This is a genomic window from Rheinheimera sp. NSM (assembly GCF_052380015.1).
Classification (GTDB): Bacteria; Pseudomonadota; Gammaproteobacteria; order Enterobacterales; family Alteromonadaceae; genus Alishewanella.
The window spans coordinates 108,601-129,489 of the sequence record NZ_JBQTCI010000003.1; the positions used below are offsets into that span (position 1 = coordinate 108,601).

Genomic DNA, 20,889 nt, shown 5'->3' on the forward strand with positions numbered 1-20,889 from the left:
GATGACAGCAACCCTTACCCATTTGGATCAGAGCGGCGCTGCGACTATGGTCGATGTCAGCGCCAAGCCAAACACCACCCGGCTGGCCCGCGCCGGCGCCTTAGTGCAAACCACGCCACAGGTGATTGATTTAATTGCCCGGGCATTGCTGAAAAAAGGCGATGTACTGGCCACCGCCCGCATTGCCGGCATTATGGCGGCGAAAAAAACCAGCGAGCTTATTCCGCTGTGCCATCCGCTGCTGTTAAGCAAAGTATCAGTCGATTTTCAGCTGCTGCCGGAGCAAGGCCAAATTCAGATAGAAAGCTGCTGTGTGCTTAGCGGCAGCACCGGCGTGGAAATGGAGGCACTCACTGCCGCCTCGGTTGCCGCCTTAACCATTTACGATATGTGTAAGGCAGTAGATAAAGCGATGAGTATCAGCGATATCCGTCTGCTGGAGAAAACCGGCGGCAAGTCAGGGCATTACCTTGTGGAGGCAGTATGATTAAAATTCTGTTTTTCGCCGCGCTGCGCGAGCGGCTTGATTGCGAACAATACCTGCTTAGTTGCGATGGCAAAATGTTGCAGGTGGCCGATGTACTGCAGCAACTGCAAAGCCGTTGCCATAACTGGCAGCAGGAACTTAGCCGCAGCGATTTGCTCTGCGCCGTAAATCAGCAACTGGTACCGTTAACGGCCAGCGTGCAGGATGGCGATGAGCTGGCGTTTTTCCCGCCGGTAACCGGTGGCTAGCAGGTGGTAAAGGATATGAACATCTTTGTTGCAGTACAAAGCGATGATTTTTGTGTCGCCAGTGAATACGACGAGCTACGCCGCCACTCAGCTTGTGGCGCTGTCGTCACTTTTAGTGGCCTGGTACGTGAGCTAAGCGATAACACCCTGCACAGCATGACGCTGGAACACTACCCCGGCATGACAGAACAAGCCCTTATCGCTATTGCTCAGCAGGCACAGAGCCGCTGGCAGCTTGGCGCGGTGCATATTATTCACCGCGTTGGCCCCCTTAAACCGAATGAGCAAATCGTGTTTGTCGGCATTGCCAGCGCGCATCGCGCTGGCGCCTTTGCCGCCTGTGAATTTATTATGGATTACCTGAAAAACCGCGCGCCATTCTGGAAAAAAGAGCATACCGCCAGCGGTGATTATTGGGTTGCAGCCAAAGCCAGCGACAGCCAGGCGCTGGCGCGCTGGGAGTAGCCAATGCGTCAGTTACTGCTGGTAGTGTGCTTTCTCTACGCTGTAACCGCCGATGCCAGTGACAAGCTGACTATCGCAGCCGCATCTGACTTACGCTATGCGCTGGATGAAATCAGCACACTGTTTCGCCGGCAACACCCCGCACTGGCGCTAAATATTGTCTATGGCGCCAGCGGCAAACTCAGCACGCAAATCCGCCATGGTGCACCCTATGACATGTTTTTCTCGGCCGACAGCCAGTTCCCGGCACAGCTGTATCAGGACGGCCTGGCAGCAACAGCGCCACAGCCGTATGCACTGGGGCATTTAGTACTGTGGAGCCCAAAACAAAATATGGCCGGAATTAGCCTGAGCCAACTGCCTGAGCTTAACTTTAACCGCCTCGCCATTGCCCAGCCCGCCCATGCGCCTTATGGCCAGCGCGCCAAACAAGCACTGCAGGCTGCCGGGGTGTGGGCCGCAGTAGAACCCAAATTGGTGTATGGCGAAAATATCGCCCAAACCGCGCAGCTGGCGCAAAGCGGTGGTGCCGATATCGCCATTATTGCGCTGTCGCTGGCCAAGTCTCCCGCGCTGGCTAAGCTTCCACAACTGGCCAGCCAGGGCTATCAGCTAATACCGGCAGAGCTGCATCAGCCGCTGCTGCAGGCTTATGTGATTACCCGCCAAGGTGCCGATAACCACAATGCCAGGCTGTTTAGCGCTTTTATGGCCAGCGCTGAAGTGCTACGCATTATGCAGCGCTATGGTTTTGAGCTTCCGGCCAGTCAACCGCAAAGCAGTCAGGAGTAACGCTATGCCGGAGCTTTTCGCCACGCTAAGCCCGCAGGACTGGCAAGCCATCCGGCTCACGTTAAAGCTGTGTTTATACACCACTATTATTTTATTGCTGCTGGGTACACCGCTGGCTTGGTGGTTGTCACTTAGCCACAGCAAACTACGCACTGCTATTCAGGCGATAGTGGCGCTGCCGTTGGTATTACCGCCAACGGTGCTGGGGTTTTATTTATTGTTACTGCTGGGGCCGCATGGTGCCGTTGGCAGTACCTTAGAGCAACTGGGGCTTAATCATCTGGCGTTTAGTTTTAGCGGCATTTTAATCGGCTCGGTGATTTACTCGCTGCCTTTTACCGTACAACCACTGCTGGAAAGCTTTCGCCGCATGGGGCCAAGGCCGCTGGAAGTAGCCGCAACCTTAGGTGCCGGCAAGCTGGATCAGCTGTTTAGCGTGGTACTGCCGCTATGCCGCGGCGGTTTTATCATCGCCGCCACCTTAACCTTTGCCCATACGCTGGGCGAATTTGGTGTGATCTTAATGCTCGGCGGCAGTATCCCGGGCGAAACCCAGGTGTTATCGGTGCTGATTTACGATCACACTGAAGCGATGAACTACGCTCAGGCGCAGCAGCTATCGCTGGGCTTAGTTATCAGCGCCTTTGTGGTGTTGTTTATTGTCTATGGCTTAAACCGCCGTTTTGAGCGCGAGGCCGTCCTGTGATGAACAATGTAATCAGCCTGTTTCATCGCACCGCGCGCCAGGGCAAACCCAGGCTGGCAGCCGGGCAGCGGGCGGCTCCATCAGCTCCGGCGGCTCCATCAGCCCCGGCGGTTCCATCAGTCCCGGCAGTCCCGGCGGCCCCGGCAGCCCCGGAAACTGCCGGTTTAACCCTGGCGTTAACTATTCAGCGCGGTGATTTTTCTCTGCAGCTTAACAACAGCTTGCCGCTACAGGGCGTAACAGCGTTATTTGGCCGCTCCGGCTGTGGTAAAACCACCTTGCTGCGCGCTATTGCGGGGCTGGATCGCCATGCCGGTGCCAAAGTGCAATGTGGCGCCGCCATATGGCAAAAGGGCAACACCTTTGTGCCGGTGCATCAGCGCCGTATTGGCATGGTGTTTCAGGAAAGTAGTTTATTGCCGCACTTAACAGTTGCGCAAAACCTGCTGTATGGCTTTAACCGGCTGGCAAAACCCACGGCAATACAGCTACAACCCGAGCAGGTGATCCAACTGCTGGAGCTAACGCCATTATTGCAGCAAGCACCAGAGCAACTCTCCGGCGGCCAGCGCCAGCGCGTGGCACTGGGCCGCGCCCTGCTATGCCAGCCGCAATTGCTGTTGCTGGATGAGCCGCTGGCATCGTTGGATCAGCAAAGCCGCAGCGAGATTTTGCCGTTTTTACAACGCATCGCCAGCCAAACCGGTATTCCGATGCTGCTGGTAAGCCATCAATTGGACGACGTGGTAAAACTGGCCGATCATCTGGTACTAATGCAACACGGCCGCATTCACAGCCAGGGCCCGCTGCAACAGCAGTTACTACAACCCGAACTAGCCGCTATCGGCGCTATGTCGCTATTGCATGCCAAAAGCCACGGCAGCAATAACCATCTACTTAAGCTCAGCATTGGCAAACAGCAGTTACAACTACCGGCGCCGCTGCATGGCGATACAGCAAGTTACTCACCCACTTCATACCGCTTACGTATTCAGGCCCGCGATGTGGCGCTTAGCCTAACACCGCTTAGCGACAGCTCGGTCAGTAATCAATTGCAAGTCAGCATCAGCGGCTTTAACCCCGCCCCCCACCCGGCCGAAACCCTGGTGCGGCTAACACTGGAAGGCCAGCCACTGCAGGCACTGCTAACCACACAGTCAGTTGAACGGCTGGGTTTACAAATTGGGCAGTTGGTATATGCGCAGATTAAGGCAGTGGCGTTGGATTAGAGTTTAAAAAGTCTTGTTCAACAGTTAAGAATATCGGCAATACTCTAAAATTTTCAACTTTGTTGCTTACTTGTACTTTTTCTATTATTGTATGTCGATTTTTTGGCTACATGGAAGACACGCTAATGACTAAAAATAAATGGCCTTCTGACTATCCTAAACATTTAGATATCCCTCCTGAAGCTGCTACAGGCATTCACGATACACTGCATCGGATTGTTCGAAACCAAGTCCCTAATGATAGTGATTTTTTAGCAAGCTATAAGGACCCGCGCCAGAAATGTTTAGCTAGAAATCCTGCGATTAAAAGCAAGCCAAGTTATTATGGAACTTCATTTTTCTCTACTAAAGAAGGAATTGATAAAGTGGTAGAAAGAAGTCCCGAAAAGTTTGCACATGACTTTGTGGCAATCGGTGAGATCGAGCCGAATCATGGAAAAGGCGAGTACTCTACCAACACTGATCATGTCACAGTTTGGTTTTATGAAGGAATATACCCAAAAGGATTTAAAGTTATATGAGCACTAGAGATGAATTGCTATTTTTAGAGAGTGCTCGCTATGGAGTGCTATATTACCATAACGTGTATAGCTATTATGATGAACCAATAATTTTCACCGCACTCAACGAGTATGACCAGCTGTTTTTTTGCTATAGCCTAGGAAATAATGAAACTCATGATCGGTGGATCATTGTTCCGACATCTCAAGATAAAGTTAACAAGTTGGAGCAGAAAGATCTATCTATTACAGGGATGATAAAGCAGGTCGGAAAAATAAAAATTCTTTTATTAGAAATAGATTTAAATGACTTCAGCATAAAAGAAAGCCTTATAAACTCGAAAAAATTTAACTTTAAGATGCCAAACGAGAATGTTTTCATACATGAAAATATTAACTATGATGGAAGAAGAAAACACACACACAGAATACGCATTGCTAAAACTTCAAGTTCAGAAATAATGTCGGAAGTTTTAAATAAAGTATCAGAAGTTTTCGGAGAATTCTGCCGTCACTATCTCAGAAAACATGACATATCTGTTTCATTATTTCCACAAGATGCAGTTGAGGGTTCATTTGTTTATCGAGTTAAAACGAAAGCAAAAGATGACCATCTCTTTAAAACAAAAGGGTATGAACTATTATCAAAAGTATCTATAAATGACAGTTTTACAAACGCATTGAAGCAACAAGAGATTGATTTGAGAATTGTAAGAAAACTTTTTGACTTAATAGGCACTAACAATATCGAAATTCAACTTATAGATGAAGATACTACTGACACAGTATTGAATTTATCACCAAGTTATGTTAGAGAAATCATTCCGGAAGTTGATAACTTGCTTGGAGCCTACCTTGATAGCAGCATGGTTCCACAAGCTGATAATTTAAGTAGAATTAAAAAATATTTAAGTCTTTTGGCAGATAAGCATTTAGTAACAGCAGAAGAACTTGATGTCGATCCGAGACAAGTAGATTACTACAGAGATGCTTGCAAGATTTTGTCTCTAATCCATGACTACTCATCATTAACACCTTTAGGTTTGAAAGTTGCACAATCTCAAAGCAACCATGAATGGATAAACATAATTCAAAGACAATTTGAAGAGTCTGACTGTGGTAGTTTATGGATGTTAAATCAAAAAGTTGATTCTTTACTAGAGATTGATGAAGGTTCTGCAGTTCAATTCTTAATAGAAAATTGTAATGGGCTCAGTATTAGTACAAGTACGAGAAGAGCCCAAACATTAAAATCATGGGTTAAAGCTTTCAAACAGTATTCCTAACTTGCAATATCCTTGTTTTAGTGATTTCTACAGCTTCAGCATTAAGGTCGTTCCCTTTAAAGTTACGACCAAGTATCTCTGCCGCTTGACCTACGAAACCTGCCCCACAAAAAGGGTCAATTACTATTTCATCTTCCTTTGAACTTTGAATAATCAAAGTCTTCGCAAGGTTAACAGGTTTCTCGGTTGGATAGCCTTTCCAAATTCTCTTCTCAGTTAAAACATCTGGTATTGATAAGTCGTTTATTTTTCGCTTTCCCTTTTCAAAGAAAAGAATGAACTCATATCTCGCTCGATAATGGTAACCCATCCCAATTACTACCTTGTCCCACACTATTGGCTTCCAGAATTTAAATCCTACAGCTTCTGCGATAGGTTTTATCACAAACATAGTTTCTTGATCACAAAATAAATAAAAGTGAGAATTTTTTTTCAATACTCTAAATACTTCCTCAAAGAACTCTTCAAAACGAGAATTTGGAAATATTTCAAACCATTGATTACTTGACGATTTACTGTTTTTAAGTCTAGTAGTAGTGCCTACTTTTCTGTGTTTCTCTAGAGATTCATAAGGAGGATCTGTTATTACTAGATCTATTGATGAATTCGGTAAAGTTTTAAGCCAATCAACCGCATCTTGATTAGATACATCTACTGTCTTAAAACTAGCATCGTTAGCTTCAGTCATGCTTACCTTGCATAGTGGTTATTTATACAGTGCATTATCGCATGGATATTTATAGAGGTCACCAAATTATATTTTTAATAACTAAGTTGGGTACAACCTAAATTTTGCAAGCGCCGAGGGTCGATCTTGCGTTCTGACATGCATTTCCGCTTCAGCATAAGTAAGTGAGTTAACCTTAAACCAACTGTTACATTTTCCGAAAAAACACACTTGGTCAAGCATTTAAATGGCATGTGCTTAGATGGCTGGATAACGCTGGTTTGCGCTGATGGTTAAAGCAGAGGGACGCTTTGCGAAGTGTTTTAGCTTTTAATAGTAAGCTCTTACTGCACAGGGCAATTACCGATTATATCGGACGGAATTTCCAATTTTTAGGATGTCGGCTGCCATGCAATACCGCATAGATCACAATAACATTTTCTTTTTCAGCGAAATAAACAGCAAATGGAAACTTAGAGCGATATAACTCACAGCTTTTGACGGATTTCATTTAATACCGTTGTTGCATCACGGCCCTGATTGCCGTCCTGTTCATAGGCATCAAGCCGGCGATCTAATTCTGCCCGTTGCGCATCGGTAACCGGCAGCGCTTGCTGATCTTGCGCAATGCTGTCCCATAAATCTTCAACCAATTGCACACGTTGCAGCAACGGTAAATCACGTAATGTTGGGTTCATAACAGCCCCCGGATAACGTTTCATTTAAGTGAAAGCACAGCGTAATTTAACCGGATGAAGTTCGCAATCATCAATCAGTGCAGCGCCAGATTAAACGGAGCCAAATTTGCAGGCAAAACAACATTACGCAATTAGCCCGTTTGGCATTGCGTTACGCAAAGCAACTGACCATTTCATTTGATCTGAAAATCTTCTGTCAAATTACGCCAGTGCTGCTTTAGCTTAAGTTTGTGATCGTCATGCATTGGCAGGTTGTTGATGGCCTCTGGCCAAAGGCTCCTGGCTTTTGCTATGGCATCATCCAGATGAGGTTTAATGGCTCGCCAAGGGATGCCGGCGCGGTCAGCCCACAACTGAAAGTTTGCCAGCGAAACGCCGTACCATTGTTTGGTTTTGCCTAAATTAAGGGCAAAGTGCCTTTCGCCGTCAATATATACACTGGTTGTGACGATGTCGTAAGCCGGTGACAGCCGTGGCGTGACTTGATCAGCATAGAGCAAGCTCCAATTCTTCAGGTGTGCATCGCCGTTGGCGAGCAGGATATTACCCAACAGCCGTCTGGCAAATTGTTGCGCGTCAGCCAGGCCGTCTCCGGAAAAATCATAGATAATCTTGCCAATTTGCTCATAGTTCGCCGATTGGTATTTTTCATGCGGATACTTCACTAATACCTGAGCAAAATCTTCCATGTGAATACGGATATTATCGTTGCGATCAAAACGTTTTATCGCAAAGGCCAGCTTTTCATCAGGCAGATTTATCGGCGGAAGGTTGTCCAGTTTATTCAGTTCAACCAGCTTGATCTCGGGAATGTCGATGCCAACCAGTGCCGCAAGTTTCATTGCCGTGTACTCGTTCAGCGGTACATCTTTATGTTTGGTCGACGGTGTTTTGATTATCCAATCTCCCAACACATCACCTTTGGCCAGGTTGTAGCGTCCATCCTTTTCCTTCATGGAAAACTTCATCTGCACACCCGCCAACGAAAACTTGTTCTCTGCGGCTGTTTTATTAAATTTAACGGCTCTGGCGTTGCGGTGTGTACTAAGCACGGTGTCTGGCACGTCTTCTGGTTCCATAGGCTCAGCTACCAGAGCGCCGGGCAAATCCGCGCCCAAATAGGAAAGAATATGGAATTCGTTATCGACATGCACTTTAAGGCCTTGTGCGATTAACTCCCTTAACGCACCTTCCGGCAGCAGATTGGATAATATAGGGTGCAACCTTTGGTTTCTTGACCAGGGTTCAGCCATTAATTTTTCAGCTCTGGGAAACGCCGGGTGGGTTATCAGGCTAAAGGTAGGGCGATTAGTGTCCTGCTTAAATTCCCCGGCAAAGCTCAGTACATTTTTACCACTTTGAAATCCGGCCAGGTAGCCCACTAACCTGTTATGCAAGGTTAACTTTAAAACACTTATTTCGTCCGCGAGGCCACTACTCATTGGTCATCTCCCAATAAATCCTGCCATGGGTCATCGGCCAGACTTTTCTGCGCATTTTCAGCTGTGGATTTAGCGGATTGTTGCAGTGAGGGACCTTGTTCCAGTAGCGCGACTACTGCACTGAGTTTTTCTTTCGGGATCAGCAGCAACTCGCTGTTTAACCCCTGCGCTATCAGCTCAAGAGTATTCAATCTGGGGTTACCCTTGGCTTCAAGGCGCTGGTACTGCTGACGGGATACCCCGACACGCAGCAGCATATCGTTCTGTTTTAAACCTAGTGTCAGCCGGCGCTTTTTTATTTGTTGCAGAATAGAGGCCATATTAGTAGTCACATATCTTGCTTTTATATCAATAAGAAACATATTAGCTTCCTATCAGACAAAAAGCAATAAATACGTTTCCTTGTCATACACTACCTTCTGGCAAAACCTTTTCTATTTGCCGCGATCAGGGAATTAGCTTGCTGCAATTAGGAGAGATAAAGTTATTGTCGCCGGACAAAGACATCCGCTAGTCCGCAATTTCGTCATATCCCGCGCCGAGGAATTGCACAAAACAGAAGCCGTGGCCAAAGGGGTCCGCCATTGGTGCCAACTTGCCCCAATTTTGCGTTACGATTGGTTTCTCCAACCGGGCGCCGGCGCGAACCGCTTGCTGAAGACTGGCTTCAATGTCTTCTACCACGAAGTCCAGATGCACCGGTGTCCAATGCCGCCGGTAGTCCCGCTGTTGTGGCAACGCCTCTACCGCTGCTGTGCCGGCGGCTTTGACCAGCAAATAAATGGGGGCCGAACTGCCAAGCATTTCTACGCCAAAACTGCCGAAGCGACGGCCAATGCGCAGGCCGAATGCGGCAGTATAAAAACCCACCGCGCGCTCAAGATCGTCAACATCGATGTTTACCAGCATATTCATAATTTTGTCCCTGAATTGCCTAACGTTCAGTTAAACTATATATCAGCTTTGGCAGAACAACACAGCGCAAAAGGGCTTGGCTACTTTGCCGCCTGCCGCAGCTCTGTTACCAGCTGATAGCCGATCCCCCAGTTATCGGTGCTCACTTCTTCTATCAGCACAAAGGTCGTAGCCGGGTTTTTACCCAGCACATCCACCAGCAGTTGGGTGGTGCCCTGCACCAGCTTGCGTTTTTGCTCGGTGGTTACACCTTCGTCGGTTATTTTGATATTTACATACGGCATAATGTGCTCCTAATGGGTGTTAATAAAAGGGTTGTCGGCGTACAGCTTGGCGACAATACGCCACTGGCCCTGCTCTTTTAGCAAACTCAGATAATCAATGTAGTGCCGGCCCAATAACGGACAGGATACTTTTGCCAGCGCTTGCCCGCCCAAGCATTCCACCGACAAAACTTGATAGGCAAAGGCGTGCCCCAGCGCTGCCGGTACCGGCCGGTTTGCCACCAGCTCCAGCCACTGCTGTTTGCTGCGACGCACCTCGGGGGCGTATAAGCGTGCGTCATCGTCAAAGATCTGATTTAGCAGCGCCGTATCGGCGCGGTGCAAACCATCGAAATATTGCCCGAGCAGCGCGGTAATGGCCGGTAAGTCAGTATCTTGCTCAGCAGCACTCATTATGCTGCCTGCTGCTCTGCCGCTACTGCAGCCTGATAGCCAGGCAAAGCGCGCACCTGGTCAATCATCGCCTGCGCGCGTGGGCCTATGTCGATAGTGACAGCAAAGAACCGGCCCCAACCGGCATACACCGCCAGCAAAATATCAGCGGCAGAGTAACGCTGGCCACCCAGATAAGGCTGGCTTTGCAGCCTGGTTTCTACTAACTGCCACAGCTTGCTGAGCTGATCTGCTGCCGCTTGCAATAGCTGCTGTTTAACGGCACCGTCTGCCAATTGGTTGTTGAGGAAAAACAGCTTGCTGTAAGCCGGATGCACAGTAGCATTGGCAAACATCAGCTGCTGTATCGCCTGTTGGCGCGCCGAAGCTTCAGCCGGTAGTAAATCGTTGGCGTGCTTGTCCAGCAAATACAGCATGATAGCCGCGCCTTCTGTCAACACAGTGCCATCAACCTCTAAAGCCGGTACCGCACCAACCGCATTGATCTGCTGATAATCCGCCACCCTGGCTTTGTGGATCAGTTCAAACGGCTGGCCCAGTTCGCGCAAAATAACCTGAACCGCTAACGAACAAGCACCGGGCGAAAAATACAATTTATACATAGTGAACTCCTGTTGTTAAATACTCCGCAGCGCCGGAGCAACGTCACTATAGCGATGTCTATTGAGTGGATATATAGCTACAATAGAACAAGTTTATTTCCTGCAAGGAAACAATATGGATAAATTAAGAGCCATGCAGCTGTTTGTGCGGGTGGCAGAATTGGGTAGTTTTAGCCAGGTTGCCGGGCAAACCGGTTGCAGCAAATCGATGCTGAGTAAGCAGATAAGCGCGCTGGAACAAACATTGGGCACCAGATTGCTGCAACGTTCCACCCGCAGACTACAGCTAACCCAAGCCGGCGAAGACTATTTACAGCGCTGCCGCGATATTTTGCGCCAGATAGAAGATACCGAAGCCCGTATGCAACAGCAGCAGCAAATACCGCAGGGCAAACTCAGAATTAACGCCGCCATGGCGCTGGGCCTGACGGCGTTGGCACCGGCCTTTGCGGAATTTATGCGGCTATACCCGCAAATTGAGCTGGATATCCAGTTAAGCGACGAAGCGCAGGACTTGCTGCAGCATAATTTTGATTTGGGCTTACGCGTGGCCAGCCAGGCGTTTGACTCGGCTTATGTCGGCCAAACCATTACGCAGTTTAGCTACAGCATCTGTGTCTCGCCAGAGTATTTACGCCAGCACGGCGCCATCAACTGCCCGGAAGATTTACTGAATCATCAGTGTCTTGAGTACAGTTATTTTCGTCATAAGCATATCTGGCCGGTAGGTAAAGATGGCGTAGCAATCAGCGGTAAGTTAAAAGCCAACAGCTCAGTATTTTTACTTGAGATGATTAAACAAGGCATGGGGGTTGGCTTTATTCCGCGCTTTATCAGCTATCAGGCCTTGCAAGATGGCGAAGTAGTTGAAGTGCTGGCAAACGAGCATAAACCGAAGATGACCTTGTTCGCGCTGTATCCGGTACGGCAATTTACCCCGCCCAGATTAAAGCTGTTAATTGAATTTCTGCAAAGTTGGTTTAGCCGGCATCCGTATCTTTAACTGCGCCCGAATCGCCTGCGGTGCGCTACTGCAGCGCCAGGTTAAGCGCGATACCGCCAAGCAAAATGGCGATGGCACCATCAAACAGCTGCCAGCGTTTGGCCGAGTTAAGCCAGATTTTTAGCTTTGGCGCCAAAGCGGTTAGTGAGGAAAACCACACTAACGAGGCGATACAAGCGCCGGCCATAAACCATAGCGGTGCGGCTTGCTGGTTGGCCACTCCGCCAATTAAAAATACTGTGTCCAGATACACATGCGGGTTTAATAAGGTAATGGCCAGTGCCGTTAGTGCGGTTTTGCTGTTACTCATTACCTGAGTAGTGGTATCGGTTTGCAAGCCTTTGCCGCCAGCCCGGGCGCGGCTGGCCGCTTGCCATGCCAGCCATAGCAGCAACGCCACACCCAGCCAGGTCAACAGCGGCACCAATGGCGGTACCCATTGCTGCATTTGCTGTACGGCAAATACCCCCAGCACAATCAGCAGGCAGTCGCAGAGTATACAGACAGCAGCAATCACCAGCCGGTTGGCCCCGGCCATGCTCTGGCTTAACACCCAGATATTTTGCGCGCCAATGGCGACAATTAAACTTAAACCGACACCAAACCCCAGTAAAAACGTCATGCTGCTTACCCTGTGCAGAAAAATCTGCTGCAGAAAATACCCTTTACGCTACTATTAATCCAACGAATTATTTTACGTATAAATGAATAAAATTAATGATTGATTATCGCTTATTGCAGGCGCTGTCTGCAGTGGTAGAACAAGGTGGTTTTGAACGCGCAGCAAAACTACTGTGCCTGACTCAGTCGGCGGTTAGCCACCGTATTAAACAGCTGGAAGCCCTTGCCGGCCAGCCGGTATTGCTGCGCACTGCCCCGCCGGTTGCCACGCCCGCCGGGCAGCGGCTGCTAAATCACTTGCAGCAAGTACGGCAAATGGAAGCCACGCTCGGGCTGGACGCCACCAGCGTGACGACGCTGCGATTGGCGGTAAATGCCGATTCACTGGCTACCTGGCTGCCACAGGCACTGGTACTGCCGGACTACCCACAGCTATGTTTTGATTTTGTAGTGGAAGATCAGTCGGTTGGTTTAAAACGGATGAAACAAGGCGATGTGATGGCGTGCCTGTGTGCCAGCAGCCAGGCCGTAAACGGTGCTAAGGTACAGCCGCTGGGTGCATTACGTTATCGCGCTGTGGCCAGCCCGGAGTTTATCCGGCGCTACCAATTGCAGCGGGATCTGCTGACACAACTGCCGCAGGCGCCTTGTTTGGTGTTTAATCAGGATGATCAACTGCAACATCAGTACCTGCAGCATATATGCGGTAAACCGCCGCAACAAACCCATTTATGCCCGTCGTCGGAAGGTTTTTTACGCGCGGCTCTGGCCGGGCTGGGTTTTGGCCTGCTGCCGGAATTACAGATGCAGCCTTATCTGGAAACTAAACAGCTGGTTGATTTAACGCCGGATTACCACCTCGATACCCCGCTGTACTGGCACTACTGGCAAAGCGAAAGCCCGCTAATGGTGCAGTTGCGCCAGCAAATTACTACCACCGCGCAGCAGCAACTGTACTGAGTTAGCTAAAGATGGCTCAGACCTTTATTACCGGCCGTTTAGAGCGCCATCAACCGATCGGCCAATTTTTTCATTGCCATTTCGGTGGAAGCATCGGCGCTGCGATTCATCAGAATAATAAAACCATCACGGCTGGCGCGATCGAAGTATAAAGCAGTATAAACGCCCAAATCCGAGCCCATATGGCCTGTCCAACCTTTACTGTTGTCGCGCCAGAAAAAGCGCTGGTTCTGTGAAACATCCGGCGACTGTAGCGCCAGCATTTCCTGATACAGCGCATCAGACAACAGTGGCTCGTCATGCAGGTCTTTATTACGCAGCACCGCGGTTAACAAAACACTCATGTCGTGAATGCTGCTGCGCATGCCGCCATCGGGATATTGTGGGTTGCCAAAATGCGGATAAGGCCTAAAGTGTTTAAAGGCGTAATCAGGGTTAATATAGTGGCCTATTAGCTGATTTAACCGCGGCGATTCAGTGTCGGCACAAAGGGATAAATAAGGCACGCACTGCTCTACTTCATAAGGTAACGCCACCTTAGCTAAATTTATATCGCCTATCAGCCAGCTGGTGTGCTGCATCCCTAATGGCCCAAATAGTTTTGCTTTACTGTATTGCGCCAGCGACTCGCCGGTTGTTGCTTCAACCAGGTAGCCTGCCAACCCGGCTGCCAGATTGCTGTAGGTTCGCGCATCGCCCGGCATTTGCGCTAAAAAATATTGCCCCTGGCCATATTTACTGCCGCCGGGAGTTAATAAAGCCAACAGATGAGCTTGTAAACTGATGTCCGCGTCTTTATTTTCGGCGTAACTGCTTAAATCATAATAATCGGCGATGCCAGAGGAATGGCTGGCCAGATGTCTCAGTGTGATGACTTCACCTTCGGTATGCGGGTTATCAAGCTTGAATGGCAGAAAGTGGTTAATATCCTCATCCAATGCCAGCTGTTCCTGCTGCACTAACTGCAACAATATCAACCCCATTACCGGTTTACTAATGGAGGCAATATTAAACATGGTGTTATCCTGCACCGGAACGTTCTGCGCAATATCGGCATAACCAAAAGTTTGCCGGTAAACCACATCGCCGGCATTGATTTTGGCTACCGCAAGCCCGGGAATGGCAGCTTCCCGCATCAGCGCAGTAATAAAATCATCAGTGCCGGGCGTATTGTCACTTAACGCAGCCTGCCGTGGCAAAGAGTAGATAAACAGCGCTAACAGACACAGCAATAACGCTAAGACGTATTTTTTCATTAGTTTAACCATCCAATAGCTGAATAAAAGAAACAGGTCAGCAAAGAATGGGCCACATACATATCTTATTGATATGTATGTTTTTAGTTGCACTGCCAATACCAGTGCAGCACCTGACTACGCGGAGTTAAACCAACTATTGCGCTATTTGACTAATGAGCAGAAAAACACAGGGCACGCCAATACACGCCCTGCAACATTTAGGTAAATGACTGGCTTGCCGTTACAGAGAAATAAACTCAGGCGCTTGCCGGCGATCGTTTAAACCATAGTCGCGCATCACAGTTGCAACGCGTAGCCGGTAGTGGGCAAACAAACCGCTGCGGCCTTGCTGCTGCGCTGCCTGATGCTGCAATTGCTGCCGCGAGCCGGACTCGCGTGTCATTCGCTTTAGCGCCAGCGGTATGGCGGCATTTCGCCGCTGCTATGCGATTACTTAGGTATTAACTACTTAGCCGCTGAACTGTTTTCGGCCAGCCGCGCTGCGGCGATATCGGCCAATTTGCTATCCAGCGTTGCCCGGCTTAGCCATTGGCCGCGCACCATTACGCCGGCCGGCTGATACAGCACAGATAAGTCATCCAAAGGGTTACCCTCTACCAACAGTAAATCAGCGCGCTGGCCGGCTTTTACCTGACCAAAGCGGTCTTTATCGGCAAAATACTCGCCTACCAGTACAGTACCACTGCGTAAAATGTCGTAGTTACTGATGCCCGCTGCCGCCATTTTTGGTAGTTCACGGCGCAGCGACAGGCCCGGTACACTATATAGTTGCGGCGCGTCGGTACCCATTAAGATAGTGACATCAGCGTCATTTAACGCCCGCAGCAGGCGCTGGCGGTTTTGTGCATGTAACGCCGCAGTGTCGCCACTGTAGTAAGCGCCAGCGGGTTGCTGCAGATAACGCTGCCAGCCGGAAATTACCCGCGCCGGCATATATTTCAACTCGTCATAGCGTTGCAACTGAGTGGCATCTGAAGCGCCGATAATGGTTTCCCACAACGCCTGGGTAGGCACTACGGCCACATTGTTGGCTTTAGTCAGCGCCACCAACGGAGCCATATCGGCAGCAGTCAGCGCTTTATCAAAACCGCCCAACGCTGCCATATACCCATCCAGATGATCAATGGTACGGCTGCCGAGCAAAATAGCCTGCTCAATACCGACGTCTTCCGGCACATGGCCGGCAAAGTCGATGCCTTGCTTGTTGGCTTCATCGGCTATCGCCTGATACTGCTCCAGGCTTAAACCCGGGTGAATTTTTAGTAAGTCCCAGCCTTCCTGTTTATGCTGGCGCACCCGCTCACGCGCTTGCTCTGCTGAGGTTACCGTATGCTGATTAAAACTGGGCCCGGCCAGATATAACGTAGGCCCCAGCCGTTTGCCACCGGCAATATCCTCTTTTAAGCGCAATTGCTGATCATGCCCCAGCATACCGCGCACTGTGGTAACGCCACCGGCCAGATACAGTGTTAATACATCATCTAAATAACGCGCCGGCATGCCGCTAAAATCGGCCAGCGGCGGTACATGGCCATGCATTTCAGCCAAGCCAGGCATCAGGTAACGGCCCGCGCCGTCAATCACAGTCGCGCCCTCTGGCACTGCCAGCTCAGCCGCCGGCCCCACGGCCATAATGCGATCGCCCTGCACCAGTACGCGCTGATTACGCAGTACCTGCTCTGAGTCCATTGGCAACACGTGCACCTGATCGAACACGGTAATGGCTGCGTCGGCCGATGGTTTTTGCTGCGCCAGCAGCCAGCTGTACAAGTCCTGGCCGGCATATACCTGGCGCCAGGCGTCATGTTCGGCCTGCTCCAGCATGCTAAAACGTACCTTGCTGTGGCCCAGCTGGCGCAGGGTTTCAATGCCGGGGTAAAAGTAGTTTTTATTAATAGCCGAATCACGCCCGGCGGCAAATACCCACAGCGGCGTTTGCGCCCTGGCGATAGGCGGCATTAAATCCGGATGGCCCCAACCGACTACCGGCGCCACAGCGGCGAATAACTGCGGGTGCTTACTGGCCATAAACCAGCTGCCAAAGCCGCCATAACTGATACCGGTTAAATATAAGCGGCTGGCGTCGGTGTTGTAGCTCGCCTGCACGTTTTGCAGTATGGCCAGCAGGTCTTGCTCTGCGCGCTCCCAACCGTCGGGTAGCAGCGGCGGTATTGTGCTCATATCGCTTACCGGCTCAGCCGGTGCAATGGGCCTGGTGGATGGAAACATATCCGGCCGTGGCGGAACGCCATCTGTTAAGCGCTTGGGAATATCCGCCGGCGAGCGGTTAGCTATATAAGGCAGTTGGCCCATAGCAAACATCTGTAGCTGTGGCACCACGATAATGAACGGCAGATCGCGCTTTTGCACCCAGGCTTCATACAAAGGCCCATGGATTAAGGTGTAATCCAGCTCATCCAGGCCGTTACCGCGTTCGCCATTACCATGTAAAAACAGCATCAGCGGCCATTTTCTATCACTGTTTTGCTGATAGCCGGCCGGTAAATAGACAAAATACTGCCGGTTGCTGTTGTCGATACTGCTGACATAGTCCAGCCGTAACAGCTGAGCTGCACTGCTTGCCTGCGGCGCAGTTGTGTCGCTACTGACGCAGGCGGCCAGCACCATAACCGTTGCTGCCAACAAGGATACCAGTGCCCAAAATTGCTTTTTCATCTTTGCTCCGCGGCCAAAAGTCCTGCTTTACACTGTATCACTGGCCAAACATCTGCGCCGCGCGTTTTGCCATTTCCTGCTCAGACACATCTTCAATATGGGTAGAAATCATCCAGCGGTGGCCAAACGGGTCCAACAAACAGCCGCTGCGATCACCATAAAACTGGTCCGCCACCGCCATAGTTAATTTAGCGCCGGCAGCAACAGCGCGCTCAACAAAGGCATCAACATCGGGCACATATACCATCAGCGTTACCGGGCTGTCGCCCAACATATCCGGGCTTTTGTTGCCCCAGTCATCGCTTTGCTCACTCAGCATAAATACCGCACTGCCAATGCGCATTTCGGCATGCATTACCGCACCGCCGGGCATATCCATGCGCATTATGGTTTCTGCGCCAAAAGCGTTTTGATAAAAATCCAGTGCCGCTGCTGCATTTTTGATTACCAGATAAGGCAGCACTGCTGCATAACCTGCCGGAATAGCCTGAACCTTAGACATTATTCTCTCCTTGCTGTAGTTAATGGAAATTAAAAGCGGTTTTAGTATAGCTGGCGACAGACGGCTTGCCGGTTCATTCTAACTGCTGTTTCAGTAAATCGACCACCGGTTGAAACTGCGATTTATTACTGTCGTTCAGCGCAATCAGTGCTTCATGCGCGCGCAGGATCATCAGGCCTTGTTGCTGCTCGCTATAGTGCTGTGCAGATACCGGTACCATATCGACAGCATGCTGAGTAGGCTGTTGAATAATATCAAACGCCTGATCCAGGCAGAGGCTAAACAGCAACGCGTTAACTTCAGCATGGGTAGAAAACAAGGCGGGCCGCGGCAATTGTTGCTGCTGGCAATAACGCGCCAGGCTGGCCAACAGGCCAATATAGGTGCTGTCCATAAAGCTGGCTTCGTTTAAATCGACCACCACCTGGTTGCAATCCGGTTGTTGCCGGAACAGCCGCTCTACCAAATCATCCATACCGGTAGCATTGGTGTAGCGCAGCTCGCCGCGTAATTTGAAGTAACAGCAGTTATCAATACAGGCAAACAGGATTTGCTCCTGCTCTGTCATAGGATCCTTACTCATCATCTGCTCCGCTGCTCTTTCCGCTTATGCCGTATAAGCTAATGCCGTGACAATTTAAGTATAGTTAAATCGTCCGGCAATGGCTGAGCCGGATCGATATTCAGTGCCTGCAGCAGTGCAGCTATGTCACTGTGTTGCTGGCTGCTTTGCAGCAAATGTTGCAGTTTTTGTTCAGTGCTTTGTTGCGGCAGTATATCTAACATACCATCAGAAAATAATAACAAGCTGCTGTCAGGTTGCAGTTGCATGCTTCGATTAGCGTAAGCGGCAAAGTCAAACATCCCCACCGGTGTGCTTTTTAACGGTAGATAACCGGCGTCTTGCCCCTGCAACAACAACGGCCAGGGAAAAGCGCCGGCATTGGCGAAAGTTATTTCACCGCTACGGGTATCCAGCACGGCATAAAACAGTGCGATGTATTTGCCGATTTTTTCCTGCAGCAATTCTGAGTTTAGCGCCACCAGTAGTGCTGCCGGATCAGTCAGCATAGCTGAACTGCCGCGCCGGTAACGCTCCAGGTTGGCACTGATAAAGCGTTTTAAGTACACCGTAACAAAGGCTGATGCCACGCCATGGCCTGACACGTCGGCAATATAAAACACGACTTTGTGTTCATCGGCAGCAAAATAGTCGACAAAATCACCACTCATAAATTCCGACGGATACAAGGCGTGGCTGAAGTGATAATCCGCGCAGTTAAAATCTTGCGGCGGCAGCATTTTAAACTGTACCTGCTTGCCGGCGCGCTCACCAGCTTCCAGCTCAGCCAGAGATTGCTGCAACTGTTGATTACTCTGTTGCAGCTGCTCTGTTCTGGCCTGCACCTGCTGCTCCAGGTTGTCATTTAGCCTGGCTAATTGCTCGATAGCGGTAAACGCCCGTAACGCTGATACCACGGTTGTGGTAAGGCGCTGCACCGTCAGCTCGGTTTTGGCGCGATAGTCGTTAATGTCATAATCCTGCACCACACGCTGCTCGGGCGCCTGCCCGGGCTGGCCGGTGCGCAAAATAATCCGTACCAGAGCGTTGTGTAAAGTTTCGCGAATATAGCGTACTAACGTCAGGCCGGCATCATCGGTTTCCATCACCACATCCAGCAGGATCAGCGCAATATCATGCTTTGCCGCCAGAATATCCCTTGCCTCAGCAGCACTGTAAGCACTGATAAAATTAAGCTTGTGCTGTTGGAAATTAAAATCACGCAGTGCCAGCCTGGTGATCTGATGGATCTCAACGTCATCATCGACAATCAGCACCGTCCAGCTGTCATATTGCTCGTCGGTAGCTTCAGTATCAGCAGCAAACACCAACACATTTTCATCCGCTGCAGAATTGTGCTGGCCATCAAAGTCCTGCGGCATAGGGCATTCCTTCACATTACAGTCTGCGCACGCAGCTATCAGCTAAGTAGCATAACTATAGCTGCCTGTCGGTTAAGATGCCCAACGTATGGTACAGATAGACATGCTGATGCTGTCGCTTAGGGTTAAACTCAAAATCCCACAGCGCTTTTAAAAGCAGCCTCGTTTGAATTGGCTCAGTGTTAACTAAAGTGCCGTTTGTACTGGCCTGGCGTGCAGCCAAAGGCAGAATTAAATAAGCGGACCAGGCTGCGTGGTTCATTGATCCCCACCGCATTACAGATGCGCTGCAGGCTATAGCCGTCGCACAACAACAAGCTGCGGGCTTTATCCAACCGCAGTTGCTGCAGGTATTGCACCGGCGCCATCGCAAAACGGGCGCGAAACACACGGCGAAACTGACGTTCACTCAGTGCTACCTGCGCTGCCATATCGGCCACAGTCAGCGGTTGCGCTAAGTTCTCCAGCAGCCAATGCTGTAACTGAATAAAGCGCTGTTCGGCGCTGTGTTGGATTTTTAGCGGGCTGGCATATTGTGATTGATCACCACTGCGGCGTAGGTACATCACCAACTCCTGCGCTACGGCCTGGGCCACTGCCACGCCCAGGTCCTGCTCAATCACCGCCAGGCATAAGTCAATACCGGCCGTCATACCGCCGGAGGAGTAAAACTTACCGGCATTAACATATAAGGCCGCTGAACTAACCTGTACCTTGGGGTATTTTGCTTGTAAATCAGCAGCAAAACGCCAATGCGTTGCCAACGGTTGGCCATCCGACAGACCACTGTGCGCCAGCAGATAGGCACCGGTGCAGATAGACAAAATCTTATCCGCCTTAACTGCACGCTGCTGTAGCCAACTGATAAACCGCGGATTACTGCTCAGCACTCTGGCGCCGGCACCACCCGGGATCACCAGATAATCCAGTGCCGGACAATCATCCAGCGCGTAGCCGGCGCTTAGCTGTAAGCCATTCTCAGCACTGATGCTGTCGCGGCTGAGCCCAACAGTACACAGTTGGTAGTAAGGTTCGCGCCCGCCGCTGATTAGCTCCTGATTCGCCTGGCCAAAACAATCCAGGGCGCCGGCAAGATCCAGCGCCTGAATGTCCGGGTAAATAACAATACCAACAGTAACCATAGTGGCCTCTGAAATAGGGATTTTTCTTTACTCTAACAAATTACATTATGGCCGGCAGGACATTAAAT

26 protein-coding genes are annotated in these 20,889 nt (G+C 50.0%); 10 read left to right on the plus strand and 16 right to left on the minus strand.

The annotated features are described in order from the left end of the window. Position 1 precedes the first annotated feature (1 nt). From moaC to ACTZWV_RS09830, 8 genes are all read left to right on the plus strand, one after another. A complete protein-coding gene (gene moaC, locus ACTZWV_RS09795; protein ID WP_444786368.1) occupies positions 2–487 on the plus strand; it encodes a cyclic pyranopterin monophosphate synthase MoaC in 486 nt (161 codons plus the stop codon). Then, on the plus strand, positions 484–735 hold the full coding sequence (locus ACTZWV_RS09800) for a MoaD/ThiS family protein (RefSeq protein ID WP_444786369.1): 252 nt from the start codon (positions 484–486) through the stop codon (positions 733–735). The genes moaC and ACTZWV_RS09800 overlap by 4 nt, the downstream gene beginning before the upstream one ends. Before the next feature lie 15 nt (positions 736–750). After that, entirely contained in the window at positions 751–1,200 is a 450-nt protein-coding gene (gene moaE, locus ACTZWV_RS09805; RefSeq protein WP_444786370.1) for a molybdopterin synthase catalytic subunit MoaE, read from the plus strand. 3 nt (positions 1,201–1,203) lie between these two features. After that, on the plus strand, positions 1,204–1,992 hold the full coding sequence (modA, locus tag ACTZWV_RS09810) for a molybdate ABC transporter substrate-binding protein (RefSeq protein WP_444786371.1): 789 nt from the start codon (positions 1,204–1,206) through the stop codon (positions 1,990–1,992). 4 nt (positions 1,993–1,996) lie between these two features. Beyond that, complete coding sequence (modB, locus tag ACTZWV_RS09815) at positions 1,997–2,698, plus strand: molybdate ABC transporter permease subunit (RefSeq protein WP_444786372.1); 702 nt, start codon at positions 1,997–1,999, stop codon at positions 2,696–2,698. Further along, entirely contained in the window at positions 2,698–3,927 is a 1,230-nt protein-coding gene (gene modC, locus ACTZWV_RS09820; protein WP_444786823.1) for a molybdenum ABC transporter ATP-binding protein, read from the plus strand. The genes modB and modC overlap by 1 nt, the downstream gene beginning before the upstream one ends. Positions 3,928–4,052: 125 nt before the next feature. After that, the gene (locus ACTZWV_RS09825) at positions 4,053–4,448 is read left to right on the plus strand and encodes a hypothetical protein (protein WP_444786373.1); all 396 of its coding nucleotides are present in this window, start codon (positions 4,053–4,055) and stop codon (positions 4,446–4,448) included. Then, entirely contained in the window at positions 4,445–5,713 is a 1,269-nt protein-coding gene (locus ACTZWV_RS09830; RefSeq protein ID WP_444786374.1) for a DUF6575 domain-containing protein, read from the plus strand. The genes ACTZWV_RS09825 and ACTZWV_RS09830 overlap by 4 nt, the downstream gene beginning before the upstream one ends. Here the strand turns inward: ACTZWV_RS09830 and ACTZWV_RS09835 are convergent. From ACTZWV_RS09835 to ACTZWV_RS09870, 8 genes are all read right to left on the minus strand, one after another. Next, complete coding sequence (locus ACTZWV_RS09835; RefSeq protein WP_444786375.1) at positions 5,697–6,401, minus strand: DNA-methyltransferase; 705 nt, start codon at positions 6,399–6,401, stop codon at positions 5,697–5,699. The two genes, ACTZWV_RS09830 and ACTZWV_RS09835, sit on opposite strands and share 17 nt — an antisense overlap. Before the next feature lie 467 nt (positions 6,402–6,868). Next, positions 6,869–7,078: an addiction module protein gene (locus tag ACTZWV_RS09840; RefSeq protein ID WP_444786376.1), complete on the minus strand. Its 210-nt coding sequence runs from the start codon at positions 7,076–7,078 to the stop codon at positions 6,869–6,871. A gap of 173 nt (positions 7,079–7,251) precedes the next feature. Next, the gene (locus ACTZWV_RS09845; RefSeq protein WP_444786377.1) at positions 7,252–8,520 is read right to left on the minus strand and encodes a type II toxin-antitoxin system HipA family toxin; all 1,269 of its coding nucleotides are present in this window, start codon (positions 8,518–8,520) and stop codon (positions 7,252–7,254) included. Next, on the minus strand, positions 8,517–8,852 hold the full coding sequence (locus tag ACTZWV_RS09850; protein ID WP_444786378.1) for a helix-turn-helix domain-containing protein: 336 nt from the start codon (positions 8,850–8,852) through the stop codon (positions 8,517–8,519). The genes ACTZWV_RS09845 and ACTZWV_RS09850 overlap by 4 nt, the downstream gene beginning before the upstream one ends. A gap of 178 nt (positions 8,853–9,030) precedes the next feature. Next, on the minus strand, positions 9,031–9,435 hold the full coding sequence (locus tag ACTZWV_RS09855) for a VOC family protein (protein ID WP_444786379.1): 405 nt from the start codon (positions 9,433–9,435) through the stop codon (positions 9,031–9,033). An 80-nt stretch (positions 9,436–9,515) separates the two neighbouring features. After that, positions 9,516–9,719 (minus strand): 2-hydroxymuconate tautomerase family protein, encoded by a 204-nt coding sequence (locus ACTZWV_RS09860; RefSeq protein ID WP_444786380.1) that lies wholly within the window; start codon positions 9,717–9,719, stop codon positions 9,516–9,518. 9 nt (positions 9,720–9,728) lie between these two features. Beyond that, on the minus strand, positions 9,729–10,112 hold the full coding sequence (locus tag ACTZWV_RS09865; protein WP_444786381.1) for a nuclear transport factor 2 family protein: 384 nt from the start codon (positions 10,110–10,112) through the stop codon (positions 9,729–9,731). After that, positions 10,112–10,714 (minus strand): glutathione S-transferase family protein, encoded by a 603-nt coding sequence (locus ACTZWV_RS09870; RefSeq protein ID WP_444786382.1) that lies wholly within the window; start codon positions 10,712–10,714, stop codon positions 10,112–10,114. The genes ACTZWV_RS09865 and ACTZWV_RS09870 overlap by 1 nt, the downstream gene beginning before the upstream one ends. Before the next feature lie 115 nt (positions 10,715–10,829). Between ACTZWV_RS09870 and ACTZWV_RS09875 the strand changes: the two genes are divergently transcribed. Next, positions 10,830–11,717, plus strand: coding sequence for a LysR family transcriptional regulator (locus ACTZWV_RS09875; protein WP_444786383.1), 888 nt, complete (start codon positions 10,830–10,832; stop codon positions 11,715–11,717). A 25-nt stretch (positions 11,718–11,742) separates the two neighbouring features. Here the strand turns inward: ACTZWV_RS09875 and ACTZWV_RS09880 are convergent, their stop codons facing one another. After that, positions 11,743–12,339 (minus strand): LysE/ArgO family amino acid transporter, encoded by a 597-nt coding sequence (locus tag ACTZWV_RS09880; RefSeq protein WP_444786384.1) that lies wholly within the window; start codon positions 12,337–12,339, stop codon positions 11,743–11,745. Positions 12,340–12,434: 95 nt separating this feature from the next. Between ACTZWV_RS09880 and ACTZWV_RS09885 the strand changes: the two genes are divergently transcribed. Then, entirely contained in the window at positions 12,435–13,298 is an 864-nt protein-coding gene (locus ACTZWV_RS09885) for a LysR family transcriptional regulator ArgP (RefSeq protein WP_444786385.1), read from the plus strand. Positions 13,299–13,336: 38 nt separating this feature from the next. Here the strand turns inward: ACTZWV_RS09885 and ACTZWV_RS09890 are convergent, their stop codons facing one another. The 7 genes from ACTZWV_RS09890 to ACTZWV_RS09920 form a co-directional block, all read right to left on the minus strand. Further along, positions 13,337–14,554 (minus strand): serine hydrolase domain-containing protein, encoded by a 1,218-nt coding sequence (locus ACTZWV_RS09890; protein WP_444786386.1) that lies wholly within the window; start codon positions 14,552–14,554, stop codon positions 13,337–13,339. 223 nt (positions 14,555–14,777) lie between these two features. Then, entirely contained in the window at positions 14,778–14,939 is a 162-nt protein-coding gene (locus ACTZWV_RS09895; protein WP_444786387.1) for a hypothetical protein, read from the minus strand. A 62-nt stretch (positions 14,940–15,001) separates the two neighbouring features. Then, on the minus strand, positions 15,002–17,233 hold the full coding sequence (locus ACTZWV_RS09900) for an amidohydrolase family protein (protein ID WP_444786388.1): 2,232 nt from the start codon (positions 17,231–17,233) through the stop codon (positions 15,002–15,004). A gap of 37 nt (positions 17,234–17,270) precedes the next feature. Continuing rightward, a complete protein-coding gene (locus tag ACTZWV_RS09905; protein ID WP_444786389.1) occupies positions 17,271–17,735 on the minus strand; it encodes a VOC family protein in 465 nt (154 codons plus the stop codon). Positions 17,736–17,808: 73 nt separating this feature from the next. Continuing rightward, the gene (locus ACTZWV_RS09910; RefSeq protein ID WP_444786390.1) at positions 17,809–18,318 is read right to left on the minus strand and encodes an STAS domain-containing protein; all 510 of its coding nucleotides are present in this window, start codon (positions 18,316–18,318) and stop codon (positions 17,809–17,811) included. 38 nt (positions 18,319–18,356) lie between these two features. Next, positions 18,357–19,679 (minus strand): PP2C family protein-serine/threonine phosphatase, encoded by a 1,323-nt coding sequence (locus ACTZWV_RS09915; RefSeq protein WP_444786391.1) that lies wholly within the window; start codon positions 19,677–19,679, stop codon positions 18,357–18,359. A gap of 182 nt (positions 19,680–19,861) precedes the next feature. Then, the gene (locus ACTZWV_RS09920) at positions 19,862–20,821 is read right to left on the minus strand and encodes a GlxA family transcriptional regulator (RefSeq protein WP_444786392.1); all 960 of its coding nucleotides are present in this window, start codon (positions 20,819–20,821) and stop codon (positions 19,862–19,864) included. Positions 20,822–20,889: the final 68 nt, after the last annotated feature.